The sequence below is a fragment of the Halomonas salinarum genome (assembly GCF_012062845.1).
Taxonomy (GTDB): Bacteria; Pseudomonadota; Gammaproteobacteria; order Pseudomonadales; family Halomonadaceae; genus Onishia; species Onishia salinarum.
In genome coordinates this window covers 110,472-137,409 of record NZ_WWNB01000003.1, presented here as the reverse complement: position 1 = coordinate 137,409, position 26,938 = coordinate 110,472, and the positions used below count along the sequence as shown (strand labels likewise).

General features: G+C 58.4%; 27 protein-coding genes. 20 read left to right on the top strand and 7 right to left on the bottom strand.

What is annotated here, in order from left to right:
• Window positions 1-137: 137 nt before the first annotated feature.
• Window positions 138-914, top strand: a complete 777-nt coding sequence (locus tag HF027_RS03690) for a 3-hydroxybutyrate dehydrogenase (RefSeq protein ID WP_425338662.1) — start codon at window positions 138-140, stop codon at window positions 912-914.
• A gap of 124 nt (window positions 915-1,038) precedes the next feature.
• Here the strand turns inward: HF027_RS03690 and HF027_RS03685 are convergent, their stop codons facing one another.
• Together HF027_RS03685 and HF027_RS03680 are read right to left on the bottom strand one after the other, a co-directional pair.
• Window positions 1,039-1,578: a response regulator transcription factor gene (locus tag HF027_RS03685; protein ID WP_168013008.1), complete on the bottom strand. Its 540-nt coding sequence runs from the start codon at window positions 1,576-1,578 to the stop codon at window positions 1,039-1,041.
• Between the two features lie 57 nt (window positions 1,579-1,635).
• On the bottom strand, window positions 1,636-2,910 hold the full coding sequence (locus HF027_RS03680) for an ATP-binding protein (RefSeq protein WP_168013006.1): 1,275 nt from the start codon (window positions 2,908-2,910) through the stop codon (window positions 1,636-1,638).
• 433 nt (window positions 2,911-3,343) lie between these two features.
• Here HF027_RS03680 and HF027_RS03675 point away from each other — a divergent pair, with 433 nt between their 5' ends.
• Both HF027_RS03675 and HF027_RS03670 read left to right on the top strand, forming a co-directional pair.
• Entirely contained in the window at window positions 3,344-4,927 is a 1,584-nt protein-coding gene (locus HF027_RS03675) for a peptide chain release factor 3 (protein WP_168013004.1), read from the top strand.
• Window positions 4,928-4,940: 13 nt separating this feature from the next.
• Entirely contained in the window at window positions 4,941-5,756 is an 816-nt protein-coding gene (locus HF027_RS03670; protein ID WP_168013002.1) for a TatD family hydrolase, read from the top strand.
• A 10-nt stretch (window positions 5,757-5,766) separates the two neighbouring features.
• Here the strand turns inward: HF027_RS03670 and ygfZ are convergent, their stop codons facing one another.
• A complete protein-coding gene (gene ygfZ / locus HF027_RS03665) occupies window positions 5,767-6,807 on the bottom strand; it encodes a CAF17-like 4Fe-4S cluster assembly/insertion protein YgfZ (protein ID WP_168013000.1) in 1,041 nt (346 codons plus the stop codon).
• A 154-nt stretch (window positions 6,808-6,961) separates the two neighbouring features.
• Here ygfZ and HF027_RS03660 point away from each other — a divergent pair, with 154 nt between their 5' ends.
• From HF027_RS03660 to HF027_RS03635, 6 genes are all read left to right on the top strand, one after another.
• Window positions 6,962-7,153 (top strand): hypothetical protein, encoded by a 192-nt coding sequence (locus HF027_RS03660; RefSeq protein WP_168012998.1) that lies wholly within the window; start codon window positions 6,962-6,964, stop codon window positions 7,151-7,153.
• Window position 7,154: 1 nt separating this feature from the next.
• Window positions 7,155-7,571 carry an OsmC family protein gene (locus tag HF027_RS03655; RefSeq protein WP_168012996.1) on the top strand — a complete coding sequence of 139 codons (417 nt, stop codon included), beginning with the start codon at window positions 7,155-7,157 and terminating at the stop codon, window positions 7,569-7,571.
• A gap of 59 nt (window positions 7,572-7,630) precedes the next feature.
• Window positions 7,631-9,661, top strand: a complete 2,031-nt coding sequence (gene uvrB / locus HF027_RS03650; RefSeq protein WP_168012994.1) for an excinuclease ABC subunit UvrB — start codon at window positions 7,631-7,633, stop codon at window positions 9,659-9,661.
• Window positions 9,662-10,011: 350 nt separating this feature from the next.
• Window positions 10,012-11,517 carry a fumarate hydratase gene (locus HF027_RS03645; RefSeq protein WP_168012992.1) on the top strand — a complete coding sequence of 502 codons (1,506 nt, stop codon included), beginning with the start codon at window positions 10,012-10,014 and terminating at the stop codon, window positions 11,515-11,517.
• Window positions 11,518-11,604: 87 nt separating this feature from the next.
• Window positions 11,605-13,023 (top strand): cardiolipin synthase, encoded by a 1,419-nt coding sequence (cls, locus tag HF027_RS03640; protein WP_168012990.1) that lies wholly within the window; start codon window positions 11,605-11,607, stop codon window positions 13,021-13,023.
• 153 nt (window positions 13,024-13,176) lie between these two features.
• The gene (locus HF027_RS03635) at window positions 13,177-14,094 is read left to right on the top strand and encodes a LysR substrate-binding domain-containing protein (RefSeq protein WP_168012988.1); all 918 of its coding nucleotides are present in this window, start codon (window positions 13,177-13,179) and stop codon (window positions 14,092-14,094) included.
• Here the strand turns inward: HF027_RS03635 and HF027_RS03630 are convergent, their stop codons facing one another.
• Entirely contained in the window at window positions 14,095-15,189 is a 1,095-nt protein-coding gene (locus tag HF027_RS03630; RefSeq protein WP_168012986.1) for a bifunctional nicotinamide-nucleotide adenylyltransferase/Nudix hydroxylase, read from the bottom strand.
• A 112-nt stretch (window positions 15,190-15,301) separates the two neighbouring features.
• On the opposite strand from HF027_RS03630, the gene HF027_RS03625 reads away from it, so the two are divergent.
• The gene (locus HF027_RS03625) at window positions 15,302-16,240 is read left to right on the top strand and encodes a YihY/virulence factor BrkB family protein (RefSeq protein ID WP_425338661.1); all 939 of its coding nucleotides are present in this window, start codon (window positions 15,302-15,304) and stop codon (window positions 16,238-16,240) included.
• A 63-nt stretch (window positions 16,241-16,303) separates the two neighbouring features.
• Window positions 16,304-16,576 carry an acylphosphatase gene (gene yccX / locus HF027_RS03620; protein ID WP_168012984.1) on the top strand — a complete coding sequence of 91 codons (273 nt, stop codon included), beginning with the start codon at window positions 16,304-16,306 and terminating at the stop codon, window positions 16,574-16,576.
• Between the two features lie 36 nt (window positions 16,577-16,612).
• Here yccX and HF027_RS03615 read toward each other — a convergent pair whose 3' ends face one another.
• The 3 genes from HF027_RS03615 to HF027_RS03605 all read right to left on the bottom strand — a co-directional run bounded on the left by HF027_RS03615 (window position 16,613) and on the right by HF027_RS03605 (window position 19,522).
• Entirely contained in the window at window positions 16,613-17,554 is a 942-nt protein-coding gene (locus tag HF027_RS03615) for a nucleoside hydrolase (protein ID WP_168012982.1), read from the bottom strand.
• A 95-nt stretch (window positions 17,555-17,649) separates the two neighbouring features.
• Entirely contained in the window at window positions 17,650-18,588 is a 939-nt protein-coding gene (locus HF027_RS03610; protein ID WP_168012980.1) for a ribokinase, read from the bottom strand.
• Window positions 18,581-19,522 (bottom strand): D-2-hydroxyacid dehydrogenase, encoded by a 942-nt coding sequence (locus HF027_RS03605; RefSeq protein WP_168012978.1) that lies wholly within the window; start codon window positions 19,520-19,522, stop codon window positions 18,581-18,583. The genes HF027_RS03610 and HF027_RS03605 overlap by 8 nt, the downstream gene beginning before the upstream one ends.
• Window positions 19,523-19,777: 255 nt before the next feature.
• Between HF027_RS03605 and HF027_RS03600 the strand changes: the two genes are divergently transcribed.
• From HF027_RS03600 to tolR, 9 genes are all read left to right on the top strand, one after another.
• The gene (locus HF027_RS03600) at window positions 19,778-20,044 is read left to right on the top strand and encodes an FmdB family zinc ribbon protein (protein WP_168012976.1); all 267 of its coding nucleotides are present in this window, start codon (window positions 19,778-19,780) and stop codon (window positions 20,042-20,044) included.
• A gap of 47 nt (window positions 20,045-20,091) precedes the next feature.
• Window positions 20,092-21,876, top strand: coding sequence for an aspartate--tRNA ligase (gene aspS, locus HF027_RS03595; RefSeq protein ID WP_168012974.1), 1,785 nt, complete (start codon window positions 20,092-20,094; stop codon window positions 21,874-21,876).
• A gap of 148 nt (window positions 21,877-22,024) precedes the next feature.
• Entirely contained in the window at window positions 22,025-22,774 is a 750-nt protein-coding gene (locus HF027_RS03590) for a YebC/PmpR family DNA-binding transcriptional regulator (protein WP_168012972.1), read from the top strand.
• 27 nt (window positions 22,775-22,801) lie between these two features.
• Window positions 22,802-23,347 (top strand): crossover junction endodeoxyribonuclease RuvC, encoded by a 546-nt coding sequence (gene ruvC / locus HF027_RS03585; protein WP_168012971.1) that lies wholly within the window; start codon window positions 22,802-22,804, stop codon window positions 23,345-23,347.
• 204 nt (window positions 23,348-23,551) lie between these two features.
• A complete protein-coding gene (gene ruvA, locus HF027_RS03580; RefSeq protein WP_168012970.1) occupies window positions 23,552-24,166 on the top strand; it encodes a Holliday junction branch migration protein RuvA in 615 nt (204 codons plus the stop codon).
• An 80-nt stretch (window positions 24,167-24,246) separates the two neighbouring features.
• Window positions 24,247-25,308 carry a Holliday junction branch migration DNA helicase RuvB gene (ruvB, locus tag HF027_RS03575; protein ID WP_168012969.1) on the top strand — a complete coding sequence of 354 codons (1,062 nt, stop codon included), beginning with the start codon at window positions 24,247-24,249 and terminating at the stop codon, window positions 25,306-25,308.
• A complete protein-coding gene (gene ybgC, locus HF027_RS03570; RefSeq protein ID WP_168012968.1) occupies window positions 25,305-25,700 on the top strand; it encodes a tol-pal system-associated acyl-CoA thioesterase in 396 nt (131 codons plus the stop codon). Before ruvB ends, ybgC begins: the two co-directional genes overlap by 4 nt.
• Window positions 25,701-25,800: 100 nt before the next feature.
• Window positions 25,801-26,478, top strand: a complete 678-nt coding sequence (tolQ, locus tag HF027_RS03565; protein ID WP_205742711.1) for a protein TolQ — start codon at window positions 25,801-25,803, stop codon at window positions 26,476-26,478.
• 15 nt (window positions 26,479-26,493) lie between these two features.
• Complete coding sequence (gene tolR, locus HF027_RS03560) at window positions 26,494-26,934, top strand: protein TolR (RefSeq protein WP_168013188.1); 441 nt, start codon at window positions 26,494-26,496, stop codon at window positions 26,932-26,934.
• Window positions 26,935-26,938 lie beyond the last annotated feature (4 nt).

Genomic DNA, 26,938 nt, shown 5'->3' with positions numbered 1-26,938 from the left:
TTCTTTCGTCTGATCGACAGGGCATGTTGCAGTGCCGCACTGGTGTTTGGCTCAAGCCTCGTCGTATGCTGGCCCACGTCTCCGCACTGCGGAGTGTCCCCCCCCTTCATCAACCTCACCTTAATCAGGAGCTAGCGATGAGTATCACGTCAAAGGAGGCATCGCCGCGCGTTGCGCTGGTCACTGGAACCACCAGCGGTATCGGCGCTGCAGTGGTCGAGGAGTTCTGTCGCCAAGGTCATCAGGTGTTGGCAGTCGATTTCAATGGTGAGGGGAAGGCCGTGGCAGAAGCGGCTGGCGCGGTCTTCTTTCAAGCTAATCTGACGGATGCAGATGCCTGCCGTGCGGCTGTCGATGAGGCCCTGCGTCGCTTTGGGCGCCTGGATATCCTGGTCAATAATGCCGGCATCCAGCATGTGTCCAGTATTGAGGAGTTCCCAGAGGCCAAGTGGCGCCAGATCATCGATCTGATGCTGACAGCCCCTTTCTTGTTGACTCAGGCGGCCTGGCCGTCCATGCGCGAAGGGGGATGGGGGCGAATCATCAATATTGCCTCGGTGCATGCGCAGGTGGCATCGCCGGGCAAGGCGGCCTATGTCAGCGCCAAGCACGGCATGATCGGCCTGACCAAGACGGCGGCGCTGGAGGGCGGTAGTCAGGGTATTACCGCCAATGCTATCTGTCCTGCCTACGTAAAAACGCCGCTGGTCGATAACCAGATCGCCGACCAGGCTCAACTGCATGACATGGATGAGCAAGAGGTCATTGAGCAGATCATGCTCAAGAATGCGGCTGTTAAACGGTTGATCGAGCCGGCTGAAGTGGCATCACTGGTCGCCTATCTGGCTTCCGATCTCGCTGGCGCGGTTACCGGGGCGAGCTGGAACATTGATCTCGGTTGGACCGCGCAATAGGACGGCGGCGTCTCATCATGACGTGGGCAACGCCTGTGATGACGCTAACCCTAACACCCCATGCCATGGCATGGGGTGTTGCGTCGATAGGGCTAGGGAGTAGGCACACGGACGTACCTGTAGGCTAGTGACGCACCGGACGTTTCTGCAACTTACGTTGCAGGGTACGACGATGCATGCCCAGTGCGCGGGCGGTGGCTGAAATGTTCCCGTCATGCTCCTGCAGAACCTTCTGGATGTGCTCCCAGGTCACACGATTGATCGACGGGGGGTTATCAGCGACCTCGGTGTGCGGGTTGCCATCTTGATGCTCTAGCGCCGCCAGTATCTCGTCGGCATCGGCTGGCTTGCACAGATAGTTCGCTGCGCCGAGCTTGATCGCCTCTACAGCGGTGGCGATGCTCGAATAGCCGGTCAGCACTACCACGCGGCAGGAGGGCACGATGTCGAGCAGTTCCGGCAGCAGTTTTAGCCCTGAGCTATTTTCGAGTTTCAAATCCAGAGTGGCGATCCCGGGCGGTGATTGACGCGCATGTACCAGGGCCTGGTCGGCATCGTGCGCCACCATGACCTCAAAACCGCGACGACTCATGGCACGCTGCATGACATGGCAGAACATCTCGTCGTCGTCGATGATCAGCAGGCGTTGTGGCGTCTCTGGCATGTTGTCCTCGTGTCTAGTCTGACAGCGTCGATCGTGTGCGATGCGTGTGGTCGAAATTCAGCCCTGGCTGGCGTCTCTTCGCGGCAGTTTGACCTCGGTCAGGGTGCCGCCTTCTTCATGATTATACAGGCTGACATTGCCACCGAATCGGTTGATGGTGGCATGAGTGAGTACCAGGCCGATGCCCATGCCCTTGGATTTGGTTGAGATGAAGGTGTCACCGAGCTGATCGGCAATCGATAGGCTGACGCCGGGACCATGATCGCGTATATCGATGATTACGTCGTTGGCATCCCAGTTCATGCTGATGACGATATTCTCTGGATTGGCATCGGCGGCGTTATTGAGCAGATTCATCAGCGCTTGCTCGAGTGTCGCATCGACCGCGAGCTCAGGGGTGCCACGCCGATCAGCAATGTCCAGCTGATGACTGACGTCTGGGCGTACCACCAGCCAGCGCTGTACCACGCTTGAGAGCCATTCTTCGGCCACCCGGGCTTCGGGTTTGTCGAGACGCCGGCGGTCGGCATTGGCCACCAGTTGTTGCAGCCGGGTCTTGCAGGTGTCGACCTGAGCCCTAAGCAAATCGATATCCTCGATCAGCTGAGGGCGATCGCCAGCGTCCTGGCGCATCTCCGAGAGCAGTACCGCCATCGTGGATAAAGGCGAACCCAGTTCGTGAGCCGTGCCGGCGGCCTGGGTGGCCACTGCCAGTACCTGTTCGTTACGGAGTGCCGCCTCGCGGGTGCGCGATAGTGTCTTCTCGCGACGACGCAGGGCATGCGCCATCTTGAAAATGAAGAAGGTCACCAAGCCGGCCGAGAGGCCGAAGTTGATCCACATGCCCAGCACGTGAAGATTGACGGGGGCGGCAATGACGCCGCTACTCAGCTGAGGGACTTGATCGTAGAACAGCATCAGGAAGGTATAGGCGGCCATGGAGCCGCTGGCGATGATCCACGCATACAGCCAGGGGAGAGTGGCCGCGGCAATGGTCACGGGCACCAGATAGTAGCTGATAAAGGGGTTGGTCGAGCCGCCAGTGAAGTAAAAGAGCAGGGTGAGGCCTGTTACATCGACCATCAGGTGCAGAAGATATTCGGTATCTGTTACCGCGCGCGGACGTCCCAGACGCCACCATGTGGCAACATTCATGAGCCCCATGGCAATAATCACGGTGATGATCGGCAGAACACGCAGCTGAAAGTCCAGTACCTCGATGCCGAAGATGATGGCGCCCAGAAAGCCCGTCCAGGTGATGCCACGCACGATCGTCAGGCGCACCAGATTGCGATTGGGGGTCGACAGGGGTAGCGGCAGTGCAGCTTGCATGGTGGCTCCGTTCCGATGATCCCTGCATCATACCGCAATCCTCCCTGGCTATATCAGCCTCATCACCGGAGTGGCCCGGTTTCATGTGAGGGGCAACGCCATGATCAACATAAAAAAGCCGCAACTCTTAAGGTGGCGGCTTTTTTATTGCGTCCAGCAAGGCCCTGTCCTGCCTGTAGGCCTGGTCTTGCTGCGCTTAAGCGGTGGTGTTGATCTGTGTGCCTACGCTGCCAGCTCTAGAGCCGTTTTGATCATTTTTGCCGAGCGGGATCAATATCGTCGCTGTCTGGTATGAGCTGATTCTCGATTACGCCCAGTACGCCCCGAAGAAGGGGGCGCCTTGCATGGCCAATTGGGCCACTGCGCTTGGAGTGTTAAGATGTCGTCATATTCCGCCCGTTGTGGCTAACCCCCTCCAGCAGTGATGAATTTCATGAGCGAGCTTGAGAATCAAGTCGATCTGCGACGCACTTTCGCGATCATCTCCCACCCCGATGCGGGCAAGACCACCATCACCGAAAAGATGCTGCTATTCGGAAACGCCATCCAGATGGCGGGCTCCGTGAAGAGCAAGCGGAATGACCGCCATGCGACGTCAGATTGGATGAAGATGGAGCAGGAGCGCGGCATCTCGGTGACGACCTCGGTGATGCAGTTTCCCTACAATGGGCGCATCGTCAATCTGCTCGATACGCCGGGTCACGAGGACTTCTCCGAAGACACCTACCGGACATTGACCGCTGTCGACTCGGCGTTGATGGTCATCGACGGTGCCAAGGGCGTCGAGGACCGCACCATCAAGTTGATGGATGTCTGTCGTCTGCGTACCACGCCTATCCTGACCTTCATCAACAAGATGGACCGCGACATTCGCGACCCCATCGAGGTGATGGACGAAGTCGAGACCGTGCTCAATATCCAGTGTGCACCGATGACCTGGCCGATTGGCATGGGGCGCCATTTCCGTGGTGTCTATCATCTCTATAACGACATCATCCACCTCTACAAGCAGGGGCAGGGCAGTCGCATTCCCGAGGATGTGCGCATCGAGGGGCTGAACAACCCAGAGGTCGACGAGGTTCTCGGCGAGTCACAGGCCGAAGAGTTGCGAATGGAAGTCGATCTGGTGCGCGGCGCATCTCATGAATTCGACCTGGACGCCTATCGTCGCGGGGAGCTGACGCCCGTGTATTTCGGCACTGCCATGGGCAACTTTGGGGTGCGTGAGATGCTGGATGGCTTCGTCGAGCATGCGCCATCTCCCCAGCCCCGTGAGACCAACACCCGTGAGGTGGATGCCAAGGATGAGCGCTTCACCGGGTTCGTGTTCAAGATCCAGGCCAACATGGATCCCAAGCACCGTGACCGCGTTGCCTTCCTGCGGGTCTGTTCCGGCAAATACGATCGCAACATGAAGATGCGCCATGTGCGTATCGGCAAGGACGTCAAGGTACCCGATGCCCTGACCTTCATGGCATCGGATCGTGCCCATGTGGAAGAAGCCTGGCCTGGTGACATCATTGGTCTGCATAACCACGGCACCATTCAGATCGGTGATACTTTCACGGTGGGTGAAGACATGCGCTTCACCGGTATTCCGCATTTCGCACCAGAGCTTTTCAAGCGCGTGCGGCTCAAGGATCCGCTGAAGATGAAGGCACTGCAGAAGGGCTTGCAGCAGCTATCCGAAGAGGGGGCTACCCAGGTGTTCATGCCCATGGACAACAACGACCTGATCCTTGGCGCCGTGGGTACGTTGCAGTTCGATGTGGTGGCTCATCGACTCAAGGAGGAATACAAGGTCGATTGTATCTATGAGGCCGTCAATGTTCAGACGGCCCGTTGGGTCTACTGCGATGACCCCAAGAAGCTCGACGAGTTCAAGCGCAAGGCGAGCACCAACCTGGCTTACGATGGCGGCGGCTGTCTGACCTATATCGCGCCCACTCGCGTTAACTTGCAGATGACCCAGGAGCGCTGGCCTGACGTACGCTTCAGTGCGACGCGCGAGCACTAAGGCGGACACCGATATGCTTATTGACGCTCATTGCCACCTGGATTTCCCGGATTTTGACGTCGATCGTGATGCCATGTTCGAAAGGGCGAACGCAGTGGGCGTCGAGCACTTTGTCGTGCCTGGTACAACGCGGGCCCGTTGGTCCTCGGTGCTGGCGCTGGGGCAGCGGGCTGATGTCAGTGTGTGCCTGGGGCTGCACCCCTACTTTCTAGACGAACACTGCTTCAGTGAGCATGGGCGTGATGCCCAGGGAGTCAGCGATGATGACGACCTGGTCGCGCTAGAGGAGGCGCTGGATGCCCACCCGGAGGTCGTGGCGTTGGGCGAATGCGGCATTGATGCACGCTTTGAGGACACACTCGATGCCCAGTGGGCGCTATTCAAGGCACAGTTGCGTATTGCCAAGGTACGCCATTTGCCGGTGGTGATTCACTGTGTGCGCGCCAATGACCAGGTAGCGAAATGCCTCAAGGAGATTGGACTGCCGGCGGGTGGGCTGATTCATGCCTTCGCCGGTAGCTTGCAACAGGCACAACGATTCCTAGAGCTTGGGTTTGTGCTAGGTCTGGGTGGGGCAATGACTCACCAGAGAGCCAAGCGTTTACGACGCTGCGTTGCCGACTTGCCGACGCATGGCTTCGTACTGGAAACCGACAGTCCTGACATGCCCCCAGCAGGTTTCAAGGGCCTACGCAATGAACCCGCGAGGCTCGCCATGATCGCTGATGAGGTCGCCACACTGCAAAAAACATCTCGCGCCACGTTGGAGGAACTCACTACGGCCAACGCGGCGCGCGTGTTCAATTTGGCCGTCTGTTCAGGCCATTGAACAAGCCGTCTCAGCCCTTGTGCGTAATCAGCACTTCGGGGTCCAGGCGTTCTAGTGGATAGGGCAAACGCTGACGCTGGCAACGCACCCCTTCAACTGTGAGTGGTTCCGGGAATTCCTTGATGTTGAGCACGGCCAGTAACTCAACCTGATGGTAGGCGTCTCGCTCGGCGGAAAAAACGACACCTTGGCGTTTGCCATTGGCATCCATGACCTCGGTACCGACCTCAGGCAGTTCACCCCCTTCGAATGTCAGTCTCACCAGGCGTTTTTTCACCTGTCCGCGGAAGTGGGCGCGTGCCACGACTTCCTGACCTGTATAGCAGCCTTTCTTGAAACTGATCCCGCCCAGCGCTTCCCAGTTGAGCATCTGTGGGAGGTAGCTGTCCTGCTGGCTTGAGCGTAACCAGCCGAGACCGGCCTGGATGTCATGCAGGCACCACACGTCGTTACCAACGGGTGTCGCCTGTTGCGTCAGTGTTTGCCAGCTCGCCTCTAGTTCGGCGGTAGGCAGCAGTGCAATCAGGCGCGGGCGAGGCCCGGGGTGGCGTAACACGACGCGCTCATCTTGCTGGCTCTGGTGCCAGATATGCGGCGGTTCGATATCAAGGCGAGCTTCCAGCAAGGCGGGGGCATCATGGCCAATCAGGCCAATCGGGGCCACATCGTCACGCAGGCGCATGTCGGCCTTGTAGAAGACGGCGAATTTATCAAGATGCCCTTTCAGCGGTTCGAGAAGTGACTGCTCCATCAGTAGCCAATAACAGTCCTTGGCAACCTGAAACACTTGGGCGTTGGCCAGCATGCGTCCCTTGGTGCCACAGAAGCAGGTCAGCGGTGCAAAATCGCCATTGGCGAGAGATAGCTGGGCGCTGGTCTGGCCCTGCAGAAAACGCTCGGCATCGCCGCCCGACACTTCAAGAATGCCCAGATGCACCAGTGGTGTAATGACGGTGCTGTCCAATGCTTGGCGCGCGGCATTCGGGGTGTCGAAGGTGACGCGGGCCTCGCCATTTGCGGTGGCGCCGATGCGCGCACTCCAATCGGTCATACGGATCTCCCTTGAGGATCGGCATCCGGCGGATGTGTTTCCGTGGTCTGTGGGTGGGCTATGGGGGCAGTTGGCGATGATTCAAGGCTGGCCGGCCGCCGGCAAGGCCGTGCTAGACTGATAGATCAACCAAGCGCCGCTCAGAGGAATGTCCATGGCGACCGTATCGCTGACCTTTAAAGGGGTCGAAAGCACTGAACTGGTCAATCGCATCACCACCACGCTGATGATGCTCGATGGCGTCGAGAGCGCTGAAGTAGGACGACATGGGGCTGAGGTAGAAGGGCGGGTGCGTCGCGATGTGCTGATCAAGGCCGTCGACAAGCTTGGCGTCAAGGTGAGTTGATATGACGATTACCGTGATTAGTCAGCGTGATGGTCGTCTTCGCCAGAAAGTCGAGCTGGAAGGGTTTGAAGACCTGTATGTCGATGCTCCCAAGGTGGCCGGCGGCGATAACAGTGCGCCGGACCCCCATGACTATTTCGATCTGTCGCTGGCCGCCTGTAAAGCGATAACCGCTCAGATGTATGCCTACCGTAAGGGATGGCCGCTAGAGGGCGTCAAGGCTTGGGTGGTTCGTGATGAACGCGATGAGCGTCATGGGGTCTATCGACTTGATGTCAGTCTGCGCTTCGAGGGTATCGATGATGAGACGCAACTCACGCGACTGACGGAGATCTCTGATCGTTGCCCCATCCACCGTCTGATGACGGCTTCGACGGTTGAGATCACGACCCGGCAGGCCCCACAAGAGGAGTCCTGATTAATTTATACCGTTATCTCACTTATGCGGTCAGTGACCACTCATAGCCGAGAGCCCATATGAGCAAGCCCTTTCGTCTGCAATCTAAATTCGAACCCGCAGGGGATCAGCCAGCCGCCATCGATGGTCTCGTCAAAGGGTTGGATTCAGGGTTGGCGCATCAAACGCTGCTCGGTGTGACAGGTTCGGGCAAGACGTTCACCGTCGCCAATGTGGTCGAGCGTGTACAGCGGCCGACCATCGTCATGGCACCCAACAAGACCTTGGCCGCTCAACTCTATGGCGAGTTCAAGGCGTTTTTCCCCGACAATGCCGTCGAGTATTTCGTTTCCTACTACGACTACTACCAGCCCGAAGCCTACGTGCCGTCTTCTGATACCTTCATCGAGAAAGACGCCTCGGTGAACGATCACATTGAGCAAATGCGACTGTCTGCGACCAAGGCGCTTCTCGAGCGCCGCGACGCCTTGATCGTCGTTTCCGTCTCGGCAATCTATGGCCTTGGTGATCCGGATCAGTACCTGAAGATGCGCTTGCACTTCACCCGCGGCGAGCTGATTGATCAACGCAAGTTTCTGCGTCGTTTGGCAGAGTTGCAGTACACCCGCAATGATATGGACTTTCGGCGTGGCACTTATCGGGTGCGGGGTGACGTCATCGATATCTTCCCAGCGGATGCCGAAGATGAGGCGGTGCGGGTCGAGCTGTTCGATGATGAAATCGATGGCATCAGTCTTTTCGATCCGCTAACCGGTGAGATACGCGGCAAGGTGCCGCGCATGACCATCTACCCCAAGAGTCACTACGTCACGCCGCGGGATACCATTCTCCAGGCAGCCGAGCACATCAAGCATGAGATGACGGAGCGCCTCGATGTCCTGCGCAAGAACGATAAGCTGGTCGAGGCGCAGCGGCTCGAGCAGCGCACGTTATATGACATCGAAATGATGCATGAGCTCGGTTACTGCAATGGCATCGAGAACTACTCCCGCTATCTGTCTGGACGCGCCCCAGGAGAGCCACCCCCGACGTTCTTTGATTACTTGCCATCCGATGCCTTGCTGGTCATAGACGAGTCGCACGTCAGCGTGCCCCAGGTCGGCGGCATGTACAAAGGCGACCGTTCGCGCAAGGAAACGCTGGTCGAGTACGGCTTCCGGTTGCCTTCGGCGCTCGATAATCGGCCGATGAAGTTCGAGGAATGGGAGCGAATTGCCCCTCAGGCGATCTTCGTCTCTGCGACCCCGGGACCTTATGAGGCGGAGCATGCCGGACAGGTCGTGGAGCAGGTGGTGCGCCCGACGGGTCTTGTTGATCCAGAAATCGAAGTGCGACCGGCCTCGACGCAGGTCGATGACCTGCTGTCCGAGATCAAATTACGTACCGAGGTCGGCGAGCGTGTGCTGGTAACCACCTTGACCAAGCGGATGGCCGAGGATTTGACCGAATACCTCGACGATCATGATGTGCGTGTGCGTTACCTGCATTCTGATATCGATACGGTTGAGCGCGTCGAGATCATTCGCGATCTGCGTCTTGGCAAGTTCGATGTGCTGGTTGGCATCAACCTGTTGCGCGAGGGACTGGATATACCCGAGGTGTCGCTGGTGGCGATCCTTGATGCCGACAAGGAGGGCTTCCTGCGTAACGAGCGCTCCTTGATCCAGACCATCGGCCGGGCCGCCCGTAACGCCCACGGTAAAGCGATCCTCTATGGCGATCGGGTCACCGTGTCGATGCAGCGCTCTATGGATGAAACCGAACGCCGCCGTGAGAAGCAGATGGCCTTTAACGAGGCGCATGGCATCTCGCCAGTGACGATTACCAAGTCGGTAGAAGACATCATGGAGGGTGCTCAGGCGCCGGGAAGCAAGCGAAGTCGCCAGCGAGGTGAGCGTAAGGTGGCTGAGCCTGCAGGTGAGTATAGCGCTGAGCAGTTGGCAGCACTCAAGCCTGACGAGGTGCGCCGTGAGGTGTCGAAACTGGAAGATGCCATGCACGAGGCAGCGCAGAACCTCGAGTTCGAGGAGGCTGCCCGCCTTCGCGACAGGTTGCACACCCTTAAGGAGCGCCAGTTGGCGTTGAGTTAATGGATGCCTGAAGGCCCCGAGATTCGTCTCGGGGTTGGCTACTGGATGCATCGACTCCTTGGGCTTCCTCAAGCGCGCAATGTGATTTGCCTTTGTAGAACTCGAAGGCCAAGTCCCAGTTCGTCTGTCTCACATGCGAAGACATGATGTGCCGCCTATTTTGGTGCGTGGGAGAATCCCCTTACAGGATGATTTTATACCGTTACCTTATATCCCTGTGAGTTGTTGCTAATGTGAAATGCTGAAGAGGTAATTCAGCCCTAGAAGTCCATACGGTATAATGCGCGCACTTCGTTTACCGTGACCTGACCACGGTGAGCCCGATGACAATGCCAGGGAGTCGCATCCATATGACCGTGATCCGCCAGGATGATCTTATTCAAAGCGTTGCCGACGCACTCCAGTACATCTCCTACTATCATCCCAAGGATTTCATCGACGCCATGCATGGCGCCTATGAGCGGGAAGAAAACCCCGCCGCCAAGGACGCCATTGCCCAGATCCTCATCAATTCGCGCATGTGCGCGCTGGGCCACCGTCCGATCTGTCAGGACACGGGCATTGTCACTGTCTTTGTGCATGTCGGCATGAACGTTCAGTGGGACGCTGAGATGAGCCTCGATGACATGATCAATGAAGGCGTACGCCGTGCTTATAAGCTACCTGATAATGTGCTGAGGGCATCCGTGCTTGCCGACCCTGACGGAAAGCGCCAGAACACCAAGGATAATACTCCTGCCATTATTCACCATAAGCTGGTGCCGGGTGACAAGGTCGAGGTCCATGTGGCTGCAAAGGGGGGTGGCAGCGAGGCCAAGTCCAAGTTTGCCATGCTTAATCCATCAGACTCGGTGGTGGACTGGGTGCTTGAGCAATTGCCCAAAATGGGCGCCGGCTGGTGCCCGCCCGGCATGCTAGGCATCGGTATTGGGGGTACTGCCGAGAAGGCCATGGAGATTGCCAAGGAAGCGCTTCTCGATCCCATCGATATTCAGGAGCTGCAGGCACGGGGGGCAAGCGATCGTGCCGAGGAATTACGCCTGGAGCTTTACGACAAGGTCAATCAAAGCGGGATTGGCGCTCAGGGGCTTGGTGGCCTGACCACGGTGCTCGACATCAAGGTCAAGGATTTCCCGACGCATGCCGCCAACAAGCCGGTCGCCATCATTCCCAACTGTGCAGCCACCCGTCACGTGCACTTTAGTCTGGATGGTAACGGTGCTGCTGAACTGCCCGCGCCGAAGCTAGAAGACTGGCCGGAAATCACGCGTGAGATCGGCGAGAACGTCAAGCGCGTCAATCTCGATACCGTCACGCCTGAAGAAGTGCGCAACTGGCAGCCGGGGGACACCTTGCTGCTCAACGGCAAGCTCCTTACCGGCCGTGACGCGGCTCACAAGCGCATGACCGAGATGTTGGCCAAGGGCGAATCGTTGCCTGTCGACATGAAAGGGCGCTTCATCTATTACGTGGGGCCGGTCGACCCGGTTCGCGACGAGGTCGTGGGACCTGCCGGTCCAACCACTGCGACTCGCATGGATAAGTTTACCCGCACGATGCTCGAGGAGACCGGGCTATTGGGCATGGTCGGCAAGGCCGAGCGCGGCCCAATGGCCATTGAAGCGATCCGCGACAACCAAGCTACCTACCTGATGGCCGTGGGAGGCGCTGCCTACCTGGTTGCTCAGGCCATCAAGAAATCTCGGGTAGTCGGCTTCGAGGACCTGGGCATGGAAGCCATCTACGAATTCGAGGTGGAAGACATGCCCGTCACCGTGGCGGTCGATAGCCAGGGGGAGTCGGTTCACCAGAGCGGGCCGGCCAAGTGGAAGGAAATCATCGCCGAGCGGGTGTGAGCCTGGTCATTTCTCGCTAGTGCTAACCGGTGCTCTCGACATTGTCGGGGGTACCACTTTCGCTTTTCATCGTCGAAGGATGCGACCATGACCTCATGGCTGGTAGCAACGGCCATTTTTCTGATTCATGTGTCAGGCCTGCTGTCGGCGGTTCTGGCCCTCATGTCCAGCCGAACCTCTCAGGGGGCCATCGCCTGGATCATTTCTCTAGTGACCTTCCCTTATCTTGCGCTGCCGGCCTACTGGATATTCGGTCGACCGCGTTTCTACGGTTATGTGTCGGCTCGCGGCGAGCGAGATACGGTATTACGCCGCGTACTCGCGCGTTATCGCCCCCAGGTCGATCCTTTTCTCGCCGGTAGTAGCCATGGTGACCTGCGTGCCGTCGAGCAGCTCGCATTGATGCCGATGACACGCGGCAACAATACCCAGTTGCTGATCGATGGGGATGAGACGTTCGAGAGCCTTTTTGCGGGTATCGATGCGGCCGAGGATTATGTCCTCGTCCAGTTCTTCATCGTGCGCCACGACGCCCTTGGTCTTCGCCTCAAGCAACATTTGATGCAAGCCGCCGAGCGCGGGGTGCGCGTCTATTTCCTGTATGACGAAATCGGCAGTCGCAAGTTAAAGGAAGGCTATCTTCGGGACCTTTGTGAAGCCGGGGTAGGCGTCAGTGCCTTTCACTCATCAAGGGGGTGGCGGCACCGCTTCCAGCTCAACTTCCGCAACCATCGCAAGATACTGGTAGTGGATGGCCGGGAAGGGTGGCTCGGTGGCTTCAATGTCGGTGTCGAATATCTGGGCCAGGATCCGCGACATGGGCACTGGCGTGATACCCACCTCAAGCTGACAGGGCCGAGCGTGCTGGGGCTGCAGGAAGCGTTTTGGGAAGACTGGCACTGGGCCACAGGCGAGGTCTTGGGTCTTGCCTGGAAGCCGCAGGGAGCTTGTGAAAACGGGCGAAATGTCGTGGTCGTACCCTCGGGGCCAGCGGACCACCAGGAGACGGCGAGTCTATTGGTGCAACACGCCATTCATAGTGCCGAGCAGCGTCTATGGGTGACCAGCCCCTACTTCGTGCCGGATCACAGCGTTCTGGATGCGTTACGTTTGGCAGCGATGCGCGGTGTTGATGTGCGCATCATGATGCCTGAACGACCTGATCATCTATTGGTATTTCTGTCCGCTTTCGCGTTCCTCCCGGACATGCTGCGTGCCGGCATCAAGGTGTACCGTTATCAGCCCGGATTCCTGCACCAGAAGGTCATATTGATCGACGACACTGCCGCCAGTGTGGGGACTGTCAACCTCGACAATCGCTCATTCAGGCTCAATTTCGAGATCACGGCCTTCGTTTCCGATTCGCGCTTTGCCAGTGATGTAGAAGCGATGCTGGAGGCCGACTTTGCCAATTGTCGCCGAGTCGAGTACGAAGAGCTTCAGAAGCGCGCCCTATGGCGTAAGCTGATATCACGGGCGGCTTACCTCCTGTCGCCTATCCAGTGACCGGTTATTGTCCCGATGGCTCTGATGGGACAGCGATTTTCAGCAAGCCGACCCTGCAATTGGAAATCAGCAGAGGAGCGGCTAGAGTGGCAAGCCTCGTGAACCCGGCTTGGTCGGGTTATCACCTTTATATGACATTCCAACGGAGTCGCGGTGAATCTCGAAACCAAGTGGCTGGAAGACTTCGTCGCCCTGTCCAATACCTGCAGTTTTTCCGCCTCGGCGCGCCAGCGTCATGTGACTCAGCCGGCTTTTAGTCGCCGCATACGTTCGCTTGAGCAGGCGGTGGGCGTAACCCTGGTGGATCGTTCCACCACCCCTGTTGGGCTGACACCAGAGGGCCAGCTGTTCCTGATCACCGCACGAAACCTGGTCGAGCAGTTAAATGAGTGTTTGGGCCACTTGCGCGGTGTGGCAATGGATACTGAGGCCCTGGACATTGTCGCAGCACACTCCTTGGCCTTAGCCTTCTACCCGCAATGGATATCAAGGCTTCAGCAGGGCTTGGGAGAGCTACCGACGCGTCTGGTGGCCATGAATGTTGGCGAGGCCATTCATGTGCTGCGTGAGGGCAATTGTGACCTGATGCTTGGCTACTATGATCCCTATGCCAGCATGCAGCTCGATGCAGAAGTCTTTCCTTCCTTCTCTGTCGGTCAGGTCAAGATGATTCCGGTTTGTCTCCCGGATGCCAGCGGTAAGCCGCGCTTCCCACTGGCAGGAGAAGGGCAGATCCCCTTCCTGTCATACACTCAAGGTGCCTTTCTGGGTCGAAGCGTGCGAATGCTGCTCAAGAATGATCCATTACGCCTTCGACTACGCACCGTCTATGAAACGGCCATGGCCGAAGGCCTCAAAGGGATGGTGATGCAGGGCGTCGGCATGGCGTGGATTCCAGATTTCTGCATTCGCGAGGAGTTGTCTAGTGGGCGACTCGTCCGCGCCGCGGCCGAAGACTGGGACGTGCCCTTGGAGATCCGCCTCTATCGTTGTTCGCTGGTTCACAAGCCGGGGGTCGAGAAACTGTGGCGTCAGATGATGAAGCTGCCGCGCGATTTCCTAGAAGCCTAACTATGGCGACCCAAAGCTGGCGGGAAGGCCCAAGAACGTCTGTATGATGAAAAAGTGATCCTCGAACAACGCCTCTGGTTCGAGGTCGGCGAGTGCCACCCAGCGAGCCCGATCACCTCCCTTAGCAGGTTTGAGTTGGGGAAGTTGTTGTTCTGGACGTAGGGCGAAATAGAAAGCCTCAGCCAGAGTGCGCCCGCGCCAGCTTCTATGTGGCTCGTCGAAGAGGCGCTGGCCACGCAGCGAGCCTCTTAGCACCGGTGCTGGTACCTTTAGGCGCACGCGTTCGCGTAACTCCCTCAGGCAAGCATCGAGCAATCGCTCATGCGGATTGATGAATCCGCCGGGGAGTGCAAGCAAGCCCTTGCCTGGTGCCGCACTGCGTTTGACCATCAACACATGCCCTGATTGCACGACCACAGCATTGACGGTCACGAAAATGGGCGGGTAGGGCGCATCGGCCCAGGCTTGGCGATATTGCTGCAGCAGTTGCTGTTCCTCGAGCAGATGCTGATAGTGCTGGCTTCGGGTAAAAGCCTCCAAGGTATCCAGTACCCCAGGGGGAAGATCATGGGCAGCCCCTGTAGAGGTATAATCGCTGGCGGCAGCCGGTGAGCGGAAAAGTCGTTCGCGAATACCACTGGCCGAGATGCCCTCAACGATAGGCACACTAACGGATTCCCACTGTGGGAAGAGCGTTAGGTAGTAACTTGATTGACCACGACTAGCGCCGATCAGCCCAATGCGGGGTAGGCGTCCCTGACTCGGTGACGCGATATCTCGCACCTTGCGCTGTACGTCACGAACCCAGACGTCGTCATTGTAGAGCGCATCAAGCAAGGGCTCGATTTCAAGGCGGGCATTGTCGTTCTCATCGAAACAGCTTCGTAGCATCTCTGAGCGCTCTTCAAAGCGCCAGGGGTTGCGTAGCGAACGGGCCTGCCAAGCGGATCCGACCAACACGATGACCTGATGAGCACGTTTCAGGGCTTCGTGGATGATCGCTCTGTGACCAAGATGCGGGGGCTGGAAACGACCAATAAAGACCAGACAGTCAAAATCCTTGTGGCAATCCGAGGTTAGCTGCGTTTGCGCCATGCGGGCTCCGTGGCTGATGACCGAGTTGCGCTAAGAGGCGCATTATCGACGCTTGCCACCTCACCTGCAATCTGGCTGACGAGGCAGAGCCCCATGAGCTCAGGTATGCTGGATGTATTCGACGACGCTGTTGCAGGGAGCTTGCATGATACGAACAAGGATTCTTTTCTGGTGGGCAGTCATCCGCCATGCATTCACGCTGTGGCTTGAGCGCAATGCATTCAGCTATGCCGGTTCACTGGCGTTCTACACACTTTTCTCTTTGGCACCGACCATCATTATTGCCGTTATGGTGATTGGCCTGGTGCTTGGCGAGGAAGCGGCACAGGGGCAAATAGTCGCTCAGTTACAGGGCACCATGGGTCTTGGGGCCGCGGAGGCGATCCAGAATGCTGTGGCACAGTCGCGGGTGCAGGAATCTGGCCTATTACCGAGTGTGCTCGGGTTTGGTGCTTTGTTGATAGGTGCCACCACGGTATTCGCGCAGATGCAGTTTTCGCTGAATACCATCTGGGGAGTCGTTCCCCATCCTAGCTCCAACAGCATGTTGAAATTCATCAAGAGCCGGGTTTTGTCGCTGGCAGTGGTGTTGTCTATCGGCTTTCTCTTGCTGGTATCACTGGTACTTGGAGTGATCGTGCGCGCCGTGTTGAACGCCGCCAATGATCTTTGGCCTGGGATCGGCTTCATGATTGGCGGGCTGGAGTTTTTGATTTCTCTGGCCATGATTGCCTTATTATTCGCCACTATTTTCAAGGTGTTGCCAGACGTCGTGCTGCGATGGAAAGATGTCCTTGTCGGGGCTTGCGTGACGGCAGTGCTATTCTCGCTCGGCCGTTCGGGTATCGCCATTTATCTGACCTATACGGCGACGGCCTCGACCTACGGCGCAGCCGGGTCGGTGGTGCTGATTCTGCTCTGGGTCTACTACTCGTCGCTGATCTTGCTGTTCGGCGCTGCCTTTACCAAGTGCCACTTGTTGGCCCGTGGCAAATCGATCGTGCCGCGCAATTCAGCCGTGTTGGTCAAGCATGAATTGATGACCGACTGAGGGCGTTGCCCCCTGTGGTATGGGGTGATGTCCTGACCAGTCGGGCGTACAAGGAGGAAGCACATGAGCAAATGCTGCGTGAAGGCGCTGGTTACTGGCAACGTTCAGGGCGTTGGGTACCGTCAAGCGACTCAGAAACAGGCGTTAACGGCGGGAGTCACCGGGCACGCCCGGAACCTCTCAGACGGGCGTGTCGAGGTATTGCTGTGCGGTGAGGCTGCCGCTGTCGATGCGGTGACCCAATGGCTTTGGCAGGGGCCTGCCAATGCACAGGTCAGCCATGTCGAGGTGGAAAGCGTCGCATGGGAGAATCACGACGCCTTCGCCACAGGATAAGTTGTGAAGGGCTTGCAAGCTCCGTCGAACTGACGCTTATTTCAGCGTGTCGACGATCCAATCGATGACGCCAGGGCCATCGGCACTTAGACAGACATTGACCAGCGGGGTCTGGGACCAACGAGGTGCCAGAAACTCACGGCCCTCGGGAGCGAAGACTGTCTGGCCTTCTGCAGTGCCCTCGGTAACGACGTTGAGATGGCCCTTGGCGGTTGTGAATAGCTCGGGTTGAAGCAGATAGGCCAGTGCACAACTGTCGTGGGGGCAGCAGCCATCGATACCCAGCGCCTGCTGATAGAAGGCTCGATAGAAGGCGTAGCTATCGGCTAATACCTCCCCCAGCTTACCCTGGCCTGCGGCAATAACGTCCATATCCTTGGGTGCCAGTACGCAGCGGTGAGTCGCATCCAGCCCCACCAGTGTCAGCGGCCAGTCAGCGGTCAGTACCCGGGCGGCGGCATGCGGATCATTGAAGATGTTGGCCTCAGCCACCGGGGTAACGTTGCCGCCTTCCTTGATCGACCCGCCCATCACGATGACCTGCTTGACCTTCTCTGTGAGCTCGGGATCAAGTTGCAGCGCGGCTGCCAGATTGCCAAGCGGCCCTACGGCCACGAGTGTGACCTCGCCGGGGCGGGCGTTGACGGTATCGACGATGAACTGAGGAGCGCTGACCGAGAGGGCGGCGCTTTTTATATCGGGCAGTTCGATGTTACCCAGGCCGTTGGCACCATGGATATGGGCCGGTGCCGGGTGTTTGGGCTTGACCAGCGGTGCTGCCGCACCTTGAGCGACCGGGATACGCTGCCCCGCCAGTTCGGCAAGTAGCAGGGCATTATGGGTCGCAGTGTCGATGTTGACGTTGCCGTAGGTGGTCGTCAGGCCGAGTAATTCGATCTCGGGATGAGCAAGGGCGATGGCAATGGCCTGAGCGTCGTCCACACCCGGGTCGGTATCGAAGATGATCGGTTGGCTCATGGGGCTTCCTTTTTCAACGCAGGCGCTTGCCTGCGCATCAGTGAAGAGACTGTTGTGTGAGATGAGGCTCTGCCCATCGTTCGAGCACTAGAGGCTCAGTTCTGCGTGACTGCCAGCGCCGGCCATTCGGCGAGTGCAACGTCGACAGAGGCGGCATCGGGAATACTGGGTGCCGCACCTTCGCGCTGCACGCACAATGCTGAAGCGGCGCTGGCTCGGCGCAGACAGGTCTCGATATCACGTCCCGACAATCGCGCGGCCATGAAATGGCCGATAAAGGTATCGCCGGCCGCGGTCGTATCCTTGGCCTCGACGCGGTAAGCCGGTAGGTCGAGCCGGGTATCACCGTGCTGATAGCTGACACCGTCGCTCCCCAGAGTCATCACCAGTTCCACGCCGGGCAGGCGACTGCTGAGTGCTACGAGTAGCTCATCGGCGCTGCTGTCTTCAGGCAGGTCGATCAGGGTCGCGGCTTCGCCTCGGTTGACGAACAGCAACTGACAGGTAGAAAGCGGTAGATCGCTGACGGCTGCATGCATGGGCGCCGGATTGAAAGCGATCGAGAGTCCACGCGCTTCGGCGCGCTGCATGGCCCGGTAGAGGCCGTTTGTCTCGTTCTGCAACAGGAGCCACCCAGCAGCGTCGGCGTTGTCGATTCGAGCATCGACATCGGCATCGCCAAAGCCATGATTGGCGCCAGGGTAGAGGATGATGGCGTTCTCGGCCTGATCGTCGACCTGGATCAATGCATGGCCGCTGGGTTCATCGACCAGTTCCAGTGAGCCGACACCAACACCGGCTTCGCGCAGTTGGTCCAGTGCCCAGTCGTCAGTACGTCCAAGGCGACCCCAGTGTTCGACTCGTCCACCTGCTCGAGCCATGGCGATTGACTGATTGGCGCCCTTGCCGCCGAGCACTTGCCGGTAGCCGGTACTGGCGAGGGTCTCGCCGGGCCGAACCAGGTGGGGAACACGATAGACGTGATCGATGTTGATGGAGCCCAGGTTGTAGAGCGGGCATGAGGTGTCAGGCATCAGGTATTCCTTGCCAGGCGCGAAGGTTATCGACGGTCAGCCGGACCACGTTGGCGCGCGCTTCGGGTGTGATCCAGGCATTGTGCGGGGTGACGATCAGGTTGAGCGGCTCGTCGAGGGCGGTGATCAGGGGGTGGCCTTCTCGCGGGGGTTCCGCCGGAAGCGAATCGACCCCAAGACCGCCGAGGCGCCCATCGCGTAGCGCCTCGAGAGCCGCCTCTTCGTCAATGATACCGCCTCGTGCGCAGTTGATCAGCAGGGCGTTTTTCTTAAGGCGATTCAGAAGTGAGGCGTCGACCAGATGACGAGTCTGTTCGGTAAGTGGGCAATGAAGGCTCAACACATCGGCCTCAGGCGCCAAGTCATACAAGCTGGGGCGCTGGTCACCGGCCTTGCCGGGACGAGCGGTAAAGCTGACGCGCATATCGAAGGCCTCGGCTAGTGCCGCGACCCGAGAACCAAGCTCGCCCTGGCCAACGATGACCAGATGTTTGCCCGAAAGCTGCAAGGTGCGGTGGTTAAGCAGACAAAAGAAATCGCTTTGTTGCCAGGCGCCATCGGCAACCTCACGCTGGTATAGCGGCAGTCGGTTGCCCAGTGCCAGCATCAGCATCATGGTGTGCTGGGCAACGCTCGCGGTGCCATAGGCGGTAACGTTGCGTACCGCGATCCCCAGGCGCTTGGCGGCCTGCATATCGATATTGTTGGTGCCGGTAGCCAATACGCAGATCAGCTCCAGGCTAGGCAGTGCTTCTAGGGTGTCAGCATTCAACACTACCTTGTTCACGATGGCGACATTGGCGCCGGCCAAGCGCTCCAGACATTCTTCCGGTGCAGTGGTGTCATGCACTTGTAGCGAGTCGACTTCGGTACGAATCGGGTTGAGGTCGATATCATCGCCAAGACTGGCAGCATCAAGAATCACGGCTTTCATCGGAGCATCCTGATTGTGTTGTGATTGCGCGTGCATCACACGCTGTGAATACCCGCATGCTCGCCTTGCCCGTCAGGGGGCGCAACACGCTATAATGGCTCGCTTTCGTAGCAGGCTTGGAAAGTGCGATGGCAGCCCCGACCTTGACTCAAGGGTTGGACGCCAAGATGCCGCCGGCCCGGTAGTCTTGCGGTGAGGCGATACTCGTCGCCGCGCCACTTATCAAGTAGTAGTCGTACTCAGGAGAGTTGAACGATGCCCATCTATGAATATGAGTGCAAGGCCTGCGGCCATCGCCTGGAAAAGCTTCAGAAGATCAGTGCCGATCCGCTGACGGAATGCCCAGCCTGCGAGCGAGATGAACTCAACCGCCTGGTGAGTGCAGCCGGCTTCCGACTGGCCGGTAATGGCTGGTACGAGACCGATTTCAAGTCCGGCAACAAGAAGAATCTTGCCGGCGAGGGCGGGGCCGAGAAAGGCACCACGCCCAAGACAACTGCCAAGGACGGAGCGGCGGCCTGAGCGCCCCGTCCTTCATACTTCGATCACGCAACAGAACAGGATTTGACATGCGCAGCCATTATTGCGGCCAGCTGAACGAGACTCTGGTGGACCAGCAGGTCACCTTGTGCGGGTGGGTACACCGCCGCCGTGACCATGGTGGGGTAATCTTCCTCGACCTGCGCGACCGTGATGGTCTGGCTCAGGTCGTGGTCGATCCCGACACTGCCGAAGCCTTTGCGACCGCCGACCGTGCACGTAATGAATACGTGCTGCGCATTACCGGCCGTGTCCGCCTCCGTCCGGAGGGCACCCAGAACCCGAACATGCCTACCGGTATGGTCGAGATGCTGGCCAAGGACGTCGAAGTCCTCAACAGCGCGACCACCCCGCCGTTCCAGCTCGATGAGCATGGCAAGGTCGGTGAGGAAACACGCCTCAAGCATCGCTACATCGACCTGCGTCGCCCGGAGATGATCGATAAGCTTCGCCTGCGCTCGCGCATCTCCCATAGCGTTCGTGCTTTCCTCGAAGGTCAGGGGTTCCTGGACATCGAAACGCCGATCCTGACCCGTGCCACACCGGAAGGTGCGCGTGACTATCTGGTGCCGAGTCGTACCCATGCCGGCAGCTTCTTTGCGCTGCCGCAGTCGCCTCAGCTGTTCAAGCAGTTGCTGATGGTGTCCGGTGTCGATCGCTATTATCAGATTGCCAAGTGTTTCCGTGACGAAGACCTGCGTGCCGATCGTCAGCCGGAATTCACCCAGATCGACCTCGAGGCGTCCTTCGTCGACGAGGATGACATCATGGCGATCACCGAGACCATGATCCGCCAGCTGTTTCAGGAAGTGCTCGACGTCGAGCTGCCGCTCTTCCCACGCATGCCTTACGCTGAGGCGATGAGCCGTTTCGGCTCCGACAAGCCGGACCTGCGTATCCCGCTGGAGCTCACCGACGTCGACGACCTGATGAAGGACGTCGATTTCAAGGTCTTCTCTGGCCCGGCGCAGGCCGACGATGGCCGCGTGGCAGCGCTTAAGGTGCCTGGCGGCGCCAAGCTGTCGCGCAAGGAGATCGACGAGTACACCAAGTTCGTCGGCATCTACGGCGCTCGCGGCCTGGCATGGATCAAGGTCAACGAACGTGCCAAAGGCATCGAAGGCCTGCAGTCGCCAATCGTCAAGTTCATGGACGGCATCATCGAGGAGCTGCTTGATCGGCTCGATGCCCAGGATGGTGACCTCATCTTCTTTGGCGCCGACAAGGCGCGGATCGTCAACGAAGCCTTGGGCGCGCTGCGCGTCAAGCTGGGCGAAGACCTCGAGCTGTATACCCGCGAATGGGCGCCGCTATGGGTGGTCGATTTCCCCATGTTCGAGGAAGACGGCAACGCCCGCATGCAGGCGCTTCACCATCCGTTTACCGCGCCGTCCTGCGATGTCGAGACGCTGCGCGATCGCCCGGCTGAGGCGCTTTCCAAGGCCTATGACATGGTGCTGAACGGTACCGAGCTGGGTGGCGGTTCGATTCGTATCCACGACCACGGCATGCAGCGCGCGGTCCTCGATGTGCTGGGCATCAGCGAGGAAGAAGCCGACGAGAAATTCGGCTTCCTGCTCGACGCTCTGCAGTATGGCGCACCGCCCCATGGCGGTCTGGCCTTCGGTCTCGACCGCCTGGTCATGCTGATGACCGGTGCCAAGACCATCCGTGAGGTCATTGCGTTCCCGAAAACACAGAGCGCCGCCTGCCTGATGACCGATGCGCCGGGTGTCGTCTCGCCAACGCAGCTCAAGGAACTCAACATCCGTCTTCGCCAGAAAGCCAAGCCTGAGGGTGAGCAAGGCGAATAAGCCAGAGCGGAGCCTACAAGTGTTGCAGCCTCGCTGATGAACGGGGCTGCGCGCGATTTCTGGTTAATTAGCGGTATGTCATCTACACGTCTTTCCGATCCGCCGGCGCCTTATGGCGCCGGCGGCGCATGAAAAGGAGGTATTTTTCATGGCCGGACACAGTAAGTGGGCCAATATCAAGCACCGCAAGGCGGCACAGGATGCCAAGCGTGGCAAGATCTTTTCCAAGCTGATTCGCGAACTGACGGTGGCATCTCGACTCGGCGGCAGTGACTCTCACGATAATCCGCGCTTGCGTGCGGCGATCGACAAAGCCCTCGCCAATAACATGACCAAAGACACGATTCAGCGTGCCGTTGATCGCGGGGCGGGGAACACCGATGGCGATGCCATGGAGGAGACCGTCTATGAGGGATATGGGCCGGATGGTGTGGCGGTGCTGGTCGAATGCATGACGGATAATCGCAACCGCACCGTTTCAGAAGTGCGCCATGCTTTTTCCAAGAATGACGGCAACCTGGGGACGACTGGCTCGGTATCGTTCATGTTTCACCATCAGGGGCGTCTTCAGTTCAATGATGGCACCAGCGAGGAAGCACTGATGGAGGCTACGCTGGAGGCCGGCGCCGAGGATGTGATCAATCATGAAGATGGCACTACCGAAGTCGTTACCCGGCCGGGAGACTTCTGGACGGTAAAAGAAGCCTTGCTTGAGGCCGAACTGTCACCATCGCATAGCGAGATCGGCAAGTATCCGGACAACTACGCGCCGATCAATGACGTCGAGGTGGCGCAGAAGGTCATCAAGCTGGTGGACATGCTCGAGGATCTCGATGATGTGCAGAACGTCTATTCAAACGCCGATTTCGACGAGACAGTCCTCGATGAGCTCTACTGAAGTGGCCATGCGGCATACGCTGTTTTCATGCTGATACTGGGTATCGACCCGGGGTCGCGCATCACAGGGTATGGCGTGTTGGATGTCACCCGCCCGCGGCCGGTTTATGTCGCCAGTGGCTGTATTCGGCTTAAAGACGATGACCTGGCGCAGCGACTGGCGCAATGCTATGCCGGCATCAGCGAACTTATTGCTGTGCACCGGCCTGGAGAGTTCGCCATTGAACAGGTCTTCATGTCGAACAATGCAGCGTCCGCGCTCAAGCTTGGCCAGGCGCGTGGCGCCGCGATCGTCTGTGCCGCCAATCATGGCCTGCCGGTCAGCGAATACGGGCCACGCCAGATCAAGCAAGCGGTCACCGGTACCGGTGCTGCCGACAAGACTCAAGTGCAACATATGGTGACAGCCGTGCTGGGCCTATCGGCCACACCGCAGGCGGATGCCGCCGATGCCTTGGCCATTGCGCTGACACATGCCCATGCGCGATTGGGTCTGGTGAAGCAAGGTGCCTTTGGGGGGCGTACCGGTCGCCAGGGCCGAGGCAAGGGCTGGCGAGACTATCGCCCCGACTGATCCGCTCATGAAGGGCCAGGATGATAACGTCGCTATCCCGACCGGGTAATAATCGATATGGTGGCTTTTCATATTATGAAACGCTGTTTGGATACGCTGGTCAGCCCATAAGGCGATCAGTATAGTGGCTCAGACTTTCTCAAGTGCTTTCTCAAGAACTCTCTCAAGTGCTTTCTCAAGCATTCTCTCAAGGATCGTGACGGCATGATTGGACGCCTGCGTGGCACCCTATTGGAGAAACAGCCACCCTGGCTGGTTGTGGATGTGTGGGGGGTCGGCTACGAGCTTGAAGCCTCCATGACGAGTATATTGGCTCTGCCTGGTGTCGGTGAAACGATACAGTTGCACACTCACCTGACCGTACGCGAGGATGCTCACCTGTTGTTTGGCTTCGCTCGGGAGCAGGAGCGGGCGCTGTTTCGCGCCCTGATCAAGGTCAACGGAGTAGGCCCCAAGCTGGCCCTCGCCATCCTCTCTGGCATGGACGAAGATCAGTTCATTCGCTGCGTGATGGATGATGACGTAAAGGCACTGACCCGTCTGCCAGGCGTTGGCAAGAAAACCGCCGAACGACTGGTTATCGAGATGCGAGACCGCTTTCCGCACTGGACCCAGTCATCTGAAGGTGACCTTGCAGGCATTGAGCAGGCAGCTGGCGGGGGCGCGAAGGCAAACGACGCCCGTGCCGATGCCGAAGCAGCCTTGGTATCCCTGGGCTACAAGCCCACCGAAGCGACCAAGATGATCTCTGCCCAAGACGCGGGCCTGTCGACCGAGGCCTTGATCAAGGGAGCCCTTGCCAAGAAATTGGCGGGGTGAGGATTCATGACCCATGGCAAAAGTGAGCGCATGCGCCTTAAGGCAGTTCCCGCACAGTATCCTCAGGCATTGGGGCATCTATGATCGACAGTGATCGCCTGATTGCCGCCCAGCCTCGGGAAGGTGACGCACCGATCGACCATGCTATTCGCCCTCAGCGACTAGCTGACTATATCGGCCAATCCGCGGTGCGTGAGCAGCTCGATATCTTCATCAGTGCTGCCCGTGGCCGAGGCGAGAGCCTCGATCATACGCTGGTATTTGGCCCACCTGGGCTAGGCAAGACCACCTTGGCTAACATCATTGCTCACGAGATGGATGTCGATATCAAGTCCACCTCGGGGCCAGTACTCGAGCGAGCCGGTGACCTGGCGGCCATGCTGACGAACCTGCAGCCAGGGGATGTGCTGTTCATCGACGAGATCCACCGTCTTTCCGCCGCGGTAGAGGAAGTGCTCTATCCGGCGATGGAAGACTTCCAGCTCGATATCGTGATCGGCGAGGGGCCAGCGGCTCGCTCAATCAAGCTCGATCTGCCGCGTTTTACCCTGGTCGGTGCAACGACTCGGGCGGGGCTTCTTACCTCGCCGTTACGCGATCGTTTCGGCATCGTGCAGCGTCTTGAATTCTATAGCCTTTCGGAGCTCACCGAGATCGTCACTCGTTCGGCGGGCCTGCTGGGAGTCGAGGCGGATCAGGCAGGCGCCGCCGAGATTGCGCGCAGGGCCCGGGGCACACCTCGTATCGCCAATCGTTTGCTAAGGCGAGTGCGTGACTACAGCGAAGTGCGAGGAAGTGGCGCACTGGAAGCCGACATCGCTGATCAAGCGTTAAATATGCTGAATGTTGATTCCCTTGGTCTCGATCACATGGACCGCCGGCTGCTGTTGGCCATGATCGAGAAGTTTGAAGGGGGGCCGGTGGGAGTCGACAGTCTCGCCGCGGCGATCAGCGAAGAGCGTGACACCATCGAAGACGTCATCGAGCCCTATCTGATCCAGCAGGGTTTCATGATGCGCACTGCTCGTGGCCGTGTGGTGACGCGCCAAGCCTACCTGCATTTCGGTCTGTGCCGGGATGAGAACCTGGCGTCGAGTGAGCCGGCTTCTGGGCTTTCTAGCGGGAATAAGGATAACGCATGAGCGCTTTCCAGCACCCGGTTACCGTCTATATAGAAGATACCGATGCCGGTGGCATCGTCTATTACGTCAATTATCTCAAGTTCATGGAGCGGGCCCGCAGCGAGTGGCTTAAACAACTGGGCATCACACAGAGCGCACTTCTCGACGAGGGTATTCAACTGGTCGTGCATCGTCTGGAATGCCGCTATGCCAAGCCTGCTCGCCTTGATGATGAGCTCAGCGTAAGTGCCCAGATCGAGGATCACAGTGCCTGTCGCCTGACGTTCCTCCAGGTTGTACGACATCAAGGTGAACCCCTTTGCCATGCAACGGTCGATATCGCCTGCCTGGATGCGGCTAGCCTCAAGCCCAGACGCTGGCCTAGTGCTCTGAGAGAGGCGCTGTCAGCCTGAAACATGCTTCGCCGGCCTGGCGCTAAATTGACGCTGACAAGGCCCGAGGTTTTCGTGTGACGAACCCCTTTGATAAGTGAGGATTTCCGTGAACGACTCCATGTCCATTCCACATCTGATCCTGAACGCCAGTGGCGTGGTGCAGTTTGTGATGCTGCTGCTGGCCATCGCTTCGGTGCTGTCCTGGGTAGTGATCTTCCAGCGCAGCTTCGTATTACGCCGTGCTCAGCGAGCACATAAGCAATTTGAAGAGCGTTTCTGGTCCGGCATCGACCTGAACGAGCTGTACCGCGAGACACCCGCGGAACAGGAGACTCAAGGGGCGGAGCATATCTTTCGTTCGGGCTTTCGCGAATTCAATCGTCTGCTGCCCAAGACGCGCAATTCTCAAGCCATCCTTGAAGGCGTCCAACGTTCGATGCGAGTCGCCTGGTCACGGGAAGAGGAGCGCCTCAACCACCACCTTATCTTCCTGGCGACCGTCGCTTCTGCCAGCCCGTATATCGGCTTGTTCGGCACCGTATGGGGCATCATGGGCTCTTTCCAGAGTCTGTCGATGACCCAGCAGGCAACACTGGCAACTGTCGCGCCCTGGATTGCTGAGGCACTGATTGCAACGGCGATGGGCCTTTTTGCGGCAATCCCGGCGGTCATCTTCTATAACCGCCTGTCTTCCTCGTCCAGTAAACTACTCGGCAAGTACGAAGATTTTGCTGAAGAGTTTCATTCGATTCTGCACCGCAACCTTCAGGGTCGTGGTGATCAGGATGCGGCCTGAAGGAGCATTGCCATGATGCATGGTCCATTCCACCGCGGTGGTCACAGCAAGCCGATGGGTGAGATCAATGTCGTGCCCTTCATCGACGTGATGCTGGTGTTGTTGGTGATTTTCATGATCACTGCACCCATGATGACGCAAGGCGTTCAGGTCGAACTGCCGAAGACGGCTTCCGAACCGATTGAAGACATGCAGGACCGCGAACCTGTCGTCGTCTCCGTTGACCGCGAAGGGAGCTACTTCATTTCCGTCGGGGATGATAAAACAGCCACTAGCCTCGATGACATCTCCGACAAGGTGATCGCTATTCTTAATCGTCGCCCCGAGACGCCTGTTTTGGTCCGAGGAGATCGCAATGTGCCTTACGGTCAGGTCATTACCCTGATGAGCACACTGCAGGTCGCAGGGGTGAGTGATGTAGGTTTGATTTCCGAACCGCCGACCGCTGACAACTAAGGAG

What these genes read in the sequence shown, in the direction of transcription:
- HF027_RS03690 (WP_425338662.1), top strand. Translation starts at nt 138, where the DNA reads ATGAGTATCACGTCAAAGGAGGCATCGCCGCGCGTTGCGCTGGTCACT.
- HF027_RS03685 (WP_168013008.1), bottom strand. Translation starts at nt 1,578, where the DNA reads ATGCCAGAGACGCCACAACGCCTGCTGATCATCGACGACGACGAGATG.
- HF027_RS03680 (WP_168013006.1), bottom strand. Translation starts at nt 2,910, where the DNA reads ATGCAAGCTGCACTGCCGCTACCCCTGTCGACCCCCAATCGCAATCTG.
- HF027_RS03675 (WP_168013004.1), top strand. Translation starts at nt 3,344, where the DNA reads ATGAGCGAGCTTGAGAATCAAGTCGATCTGCGACGCACTTTCGCGATC.
- HF027_RS03670 (WP_168013002.1), top strand. Translation starts at nt 4,941, where the DNA reads ATGCTTATTGACGCTCATTGCCACCTGGATTTCCCGGATTTTGACGTC.
- ygfZ (WP_168013000.1), bottom strand. Translation starts at nt 6,807, where the DNA reads ATGACCGATTGGAGTGCGCGCATCGGCGCCACCGCAAATGGCGAGGCC.
- HF027_RS03660 (WP_168012998.1), top strand. Translation starts at nt 6,962, where the DNA reads ATGGCGACCGTATCGCTGACCTTTAAAGGGGTCGAAAGCACTGAACTG.
- HF027_RS03655 (WP_168012996.1), top strand. Translation starts at nt 7,155, where the DNA reads ATGACGATTACCGTGATTAGTCAGCGTGATGGTCGTCTTCGCCAGAAA.
- uvrB (WP_168012994.1), top strand. Translation starts at nt 7,631, where the DNA reads ATGAGCAAGCCCTTTCGTCTGCAATCTAAATTCGAACCCGCAGGGGAT.
- HF027_RS03645 (WP_168012992.1), top strand. Translation starts at nt 10,012, where the DNA reads ATGACCGTGATCCGCCAGGATGATCTTATTCAAAGCGTTGCCGACGCA.
- cls (WP_168012990.1), top strand. Translation starts at nt 11,605, where the DNA reads ATGACCTCATGGCTGGTAGCAACGGCCATTTTTCTGATTCATGTGTCA.
- HF027_RS03630 (WP_168012986.1), bottom strand. Translation starts at nt 15,189, where the DNA reads ATGGCGCAAACGCAGCTAACCTCGGATTGCCACAAGGATTTTGACTGT.
- HF027_RS03625 (WP_425338661.1), top strand. Translation starts at nt 15,302, where the DNA reads ATGTATTCGACGACGCTGTTGCAGGGAGCTTGCATGATACGAACAAGG.
- yccX (WP_168012984.1), top strand. Translation starts at nt 16,304, where the DNA reads ATGAGCAAATGCTGCGTGAAGGCGCTGGTTACTGGCAACGTTCAGGGC.
- HF027_RS03615 (WP_168012982.1), bottom strand. Translation starts at nt 17,554, where the DNA reads ATGAGCCAACCGATCATCTTCGATACCGACCCGGGTGTGGACGACGCT.
- HF027_RS03610 (WP_168012980.1), bottom strand. Translation starts at nt 18,588, where the DNA reads ATGCCTGACACCTCATGCCCGCTCTACAACCTGGGCTCCATCAACATC.
- HF027_RS03605 (WP_168012978.1), bottom strand. Translation starts at nt 19,522, where the DNA reads ATGAAAGCCGTGATTCTTGATGCTGCCAGTCTTGGCGATGATATCGAC.
- HF027_RS03600 (WP_168012976.1), top strand. Translation starts at nt 19,778, where the DNA reads ATGCCCATCTATGAATATGAGTGCAAGGCCTGCGGCCATCGCCTGGAA.
- aspS (WP_168012974.1), top strand. Translation starts at nt 20,092, where the DNA reads ATGCGCAGCCATTATTGCGGCCAGCTGAACGAGACTCTGGTGGACCAG.
- HF027_RS03590 (WP_168012972.1), top strand. Translation starts at nt 22,025, where the DNA reads ATGGCCGGACACAGTAAGTGGGCCAATATCAAGCACCGCAAGGCGGCA.
- ruvC (WP_168012971.1), top strand. Translation starts at nt 22,802, where the DNA reads ATGCTGATACTGGGTATCGACCCGGGGTCGCGCATCACAGGGTATGGC.
- ruvA (WP_168012970.1), top strand. Translation starts at nt 23,552, where the DNA reads ATGATTGGACGCCTGCGTGGCACCCTATTGGAGAAACAGCCACCCTGG.
- ruvB (WP_168012969.1), top strand. Translation starts at nt 24,247, where the DNA reads ATGATCGACAGTGATCGCCTGATTGCCGCCCAGCCTCGGGAAGGTGAC.
- ybgC (WP_168012968.1), top strand. Translation starts at nt 25,305, where the DNA reads ATGAGCGCTTTCCAGCACCCGGTTACCGTCTATATAGAAGATACCGAT.
- tolQ (WP_205742711.1), top strand. Translation starts at nt 25,801, where the DNA reads ATGTCCATTCCACATCTGATCCTGAACGCCAGTGGCGTGGTGCAGTTT.
- tolR (WP_168013188.1), top strand. Translation starts at nt 26,494, where the DNA reads ATGCATGGTCCATTCCACCGCGGTGGTCACAGCAAGCCGATGGGTGAG.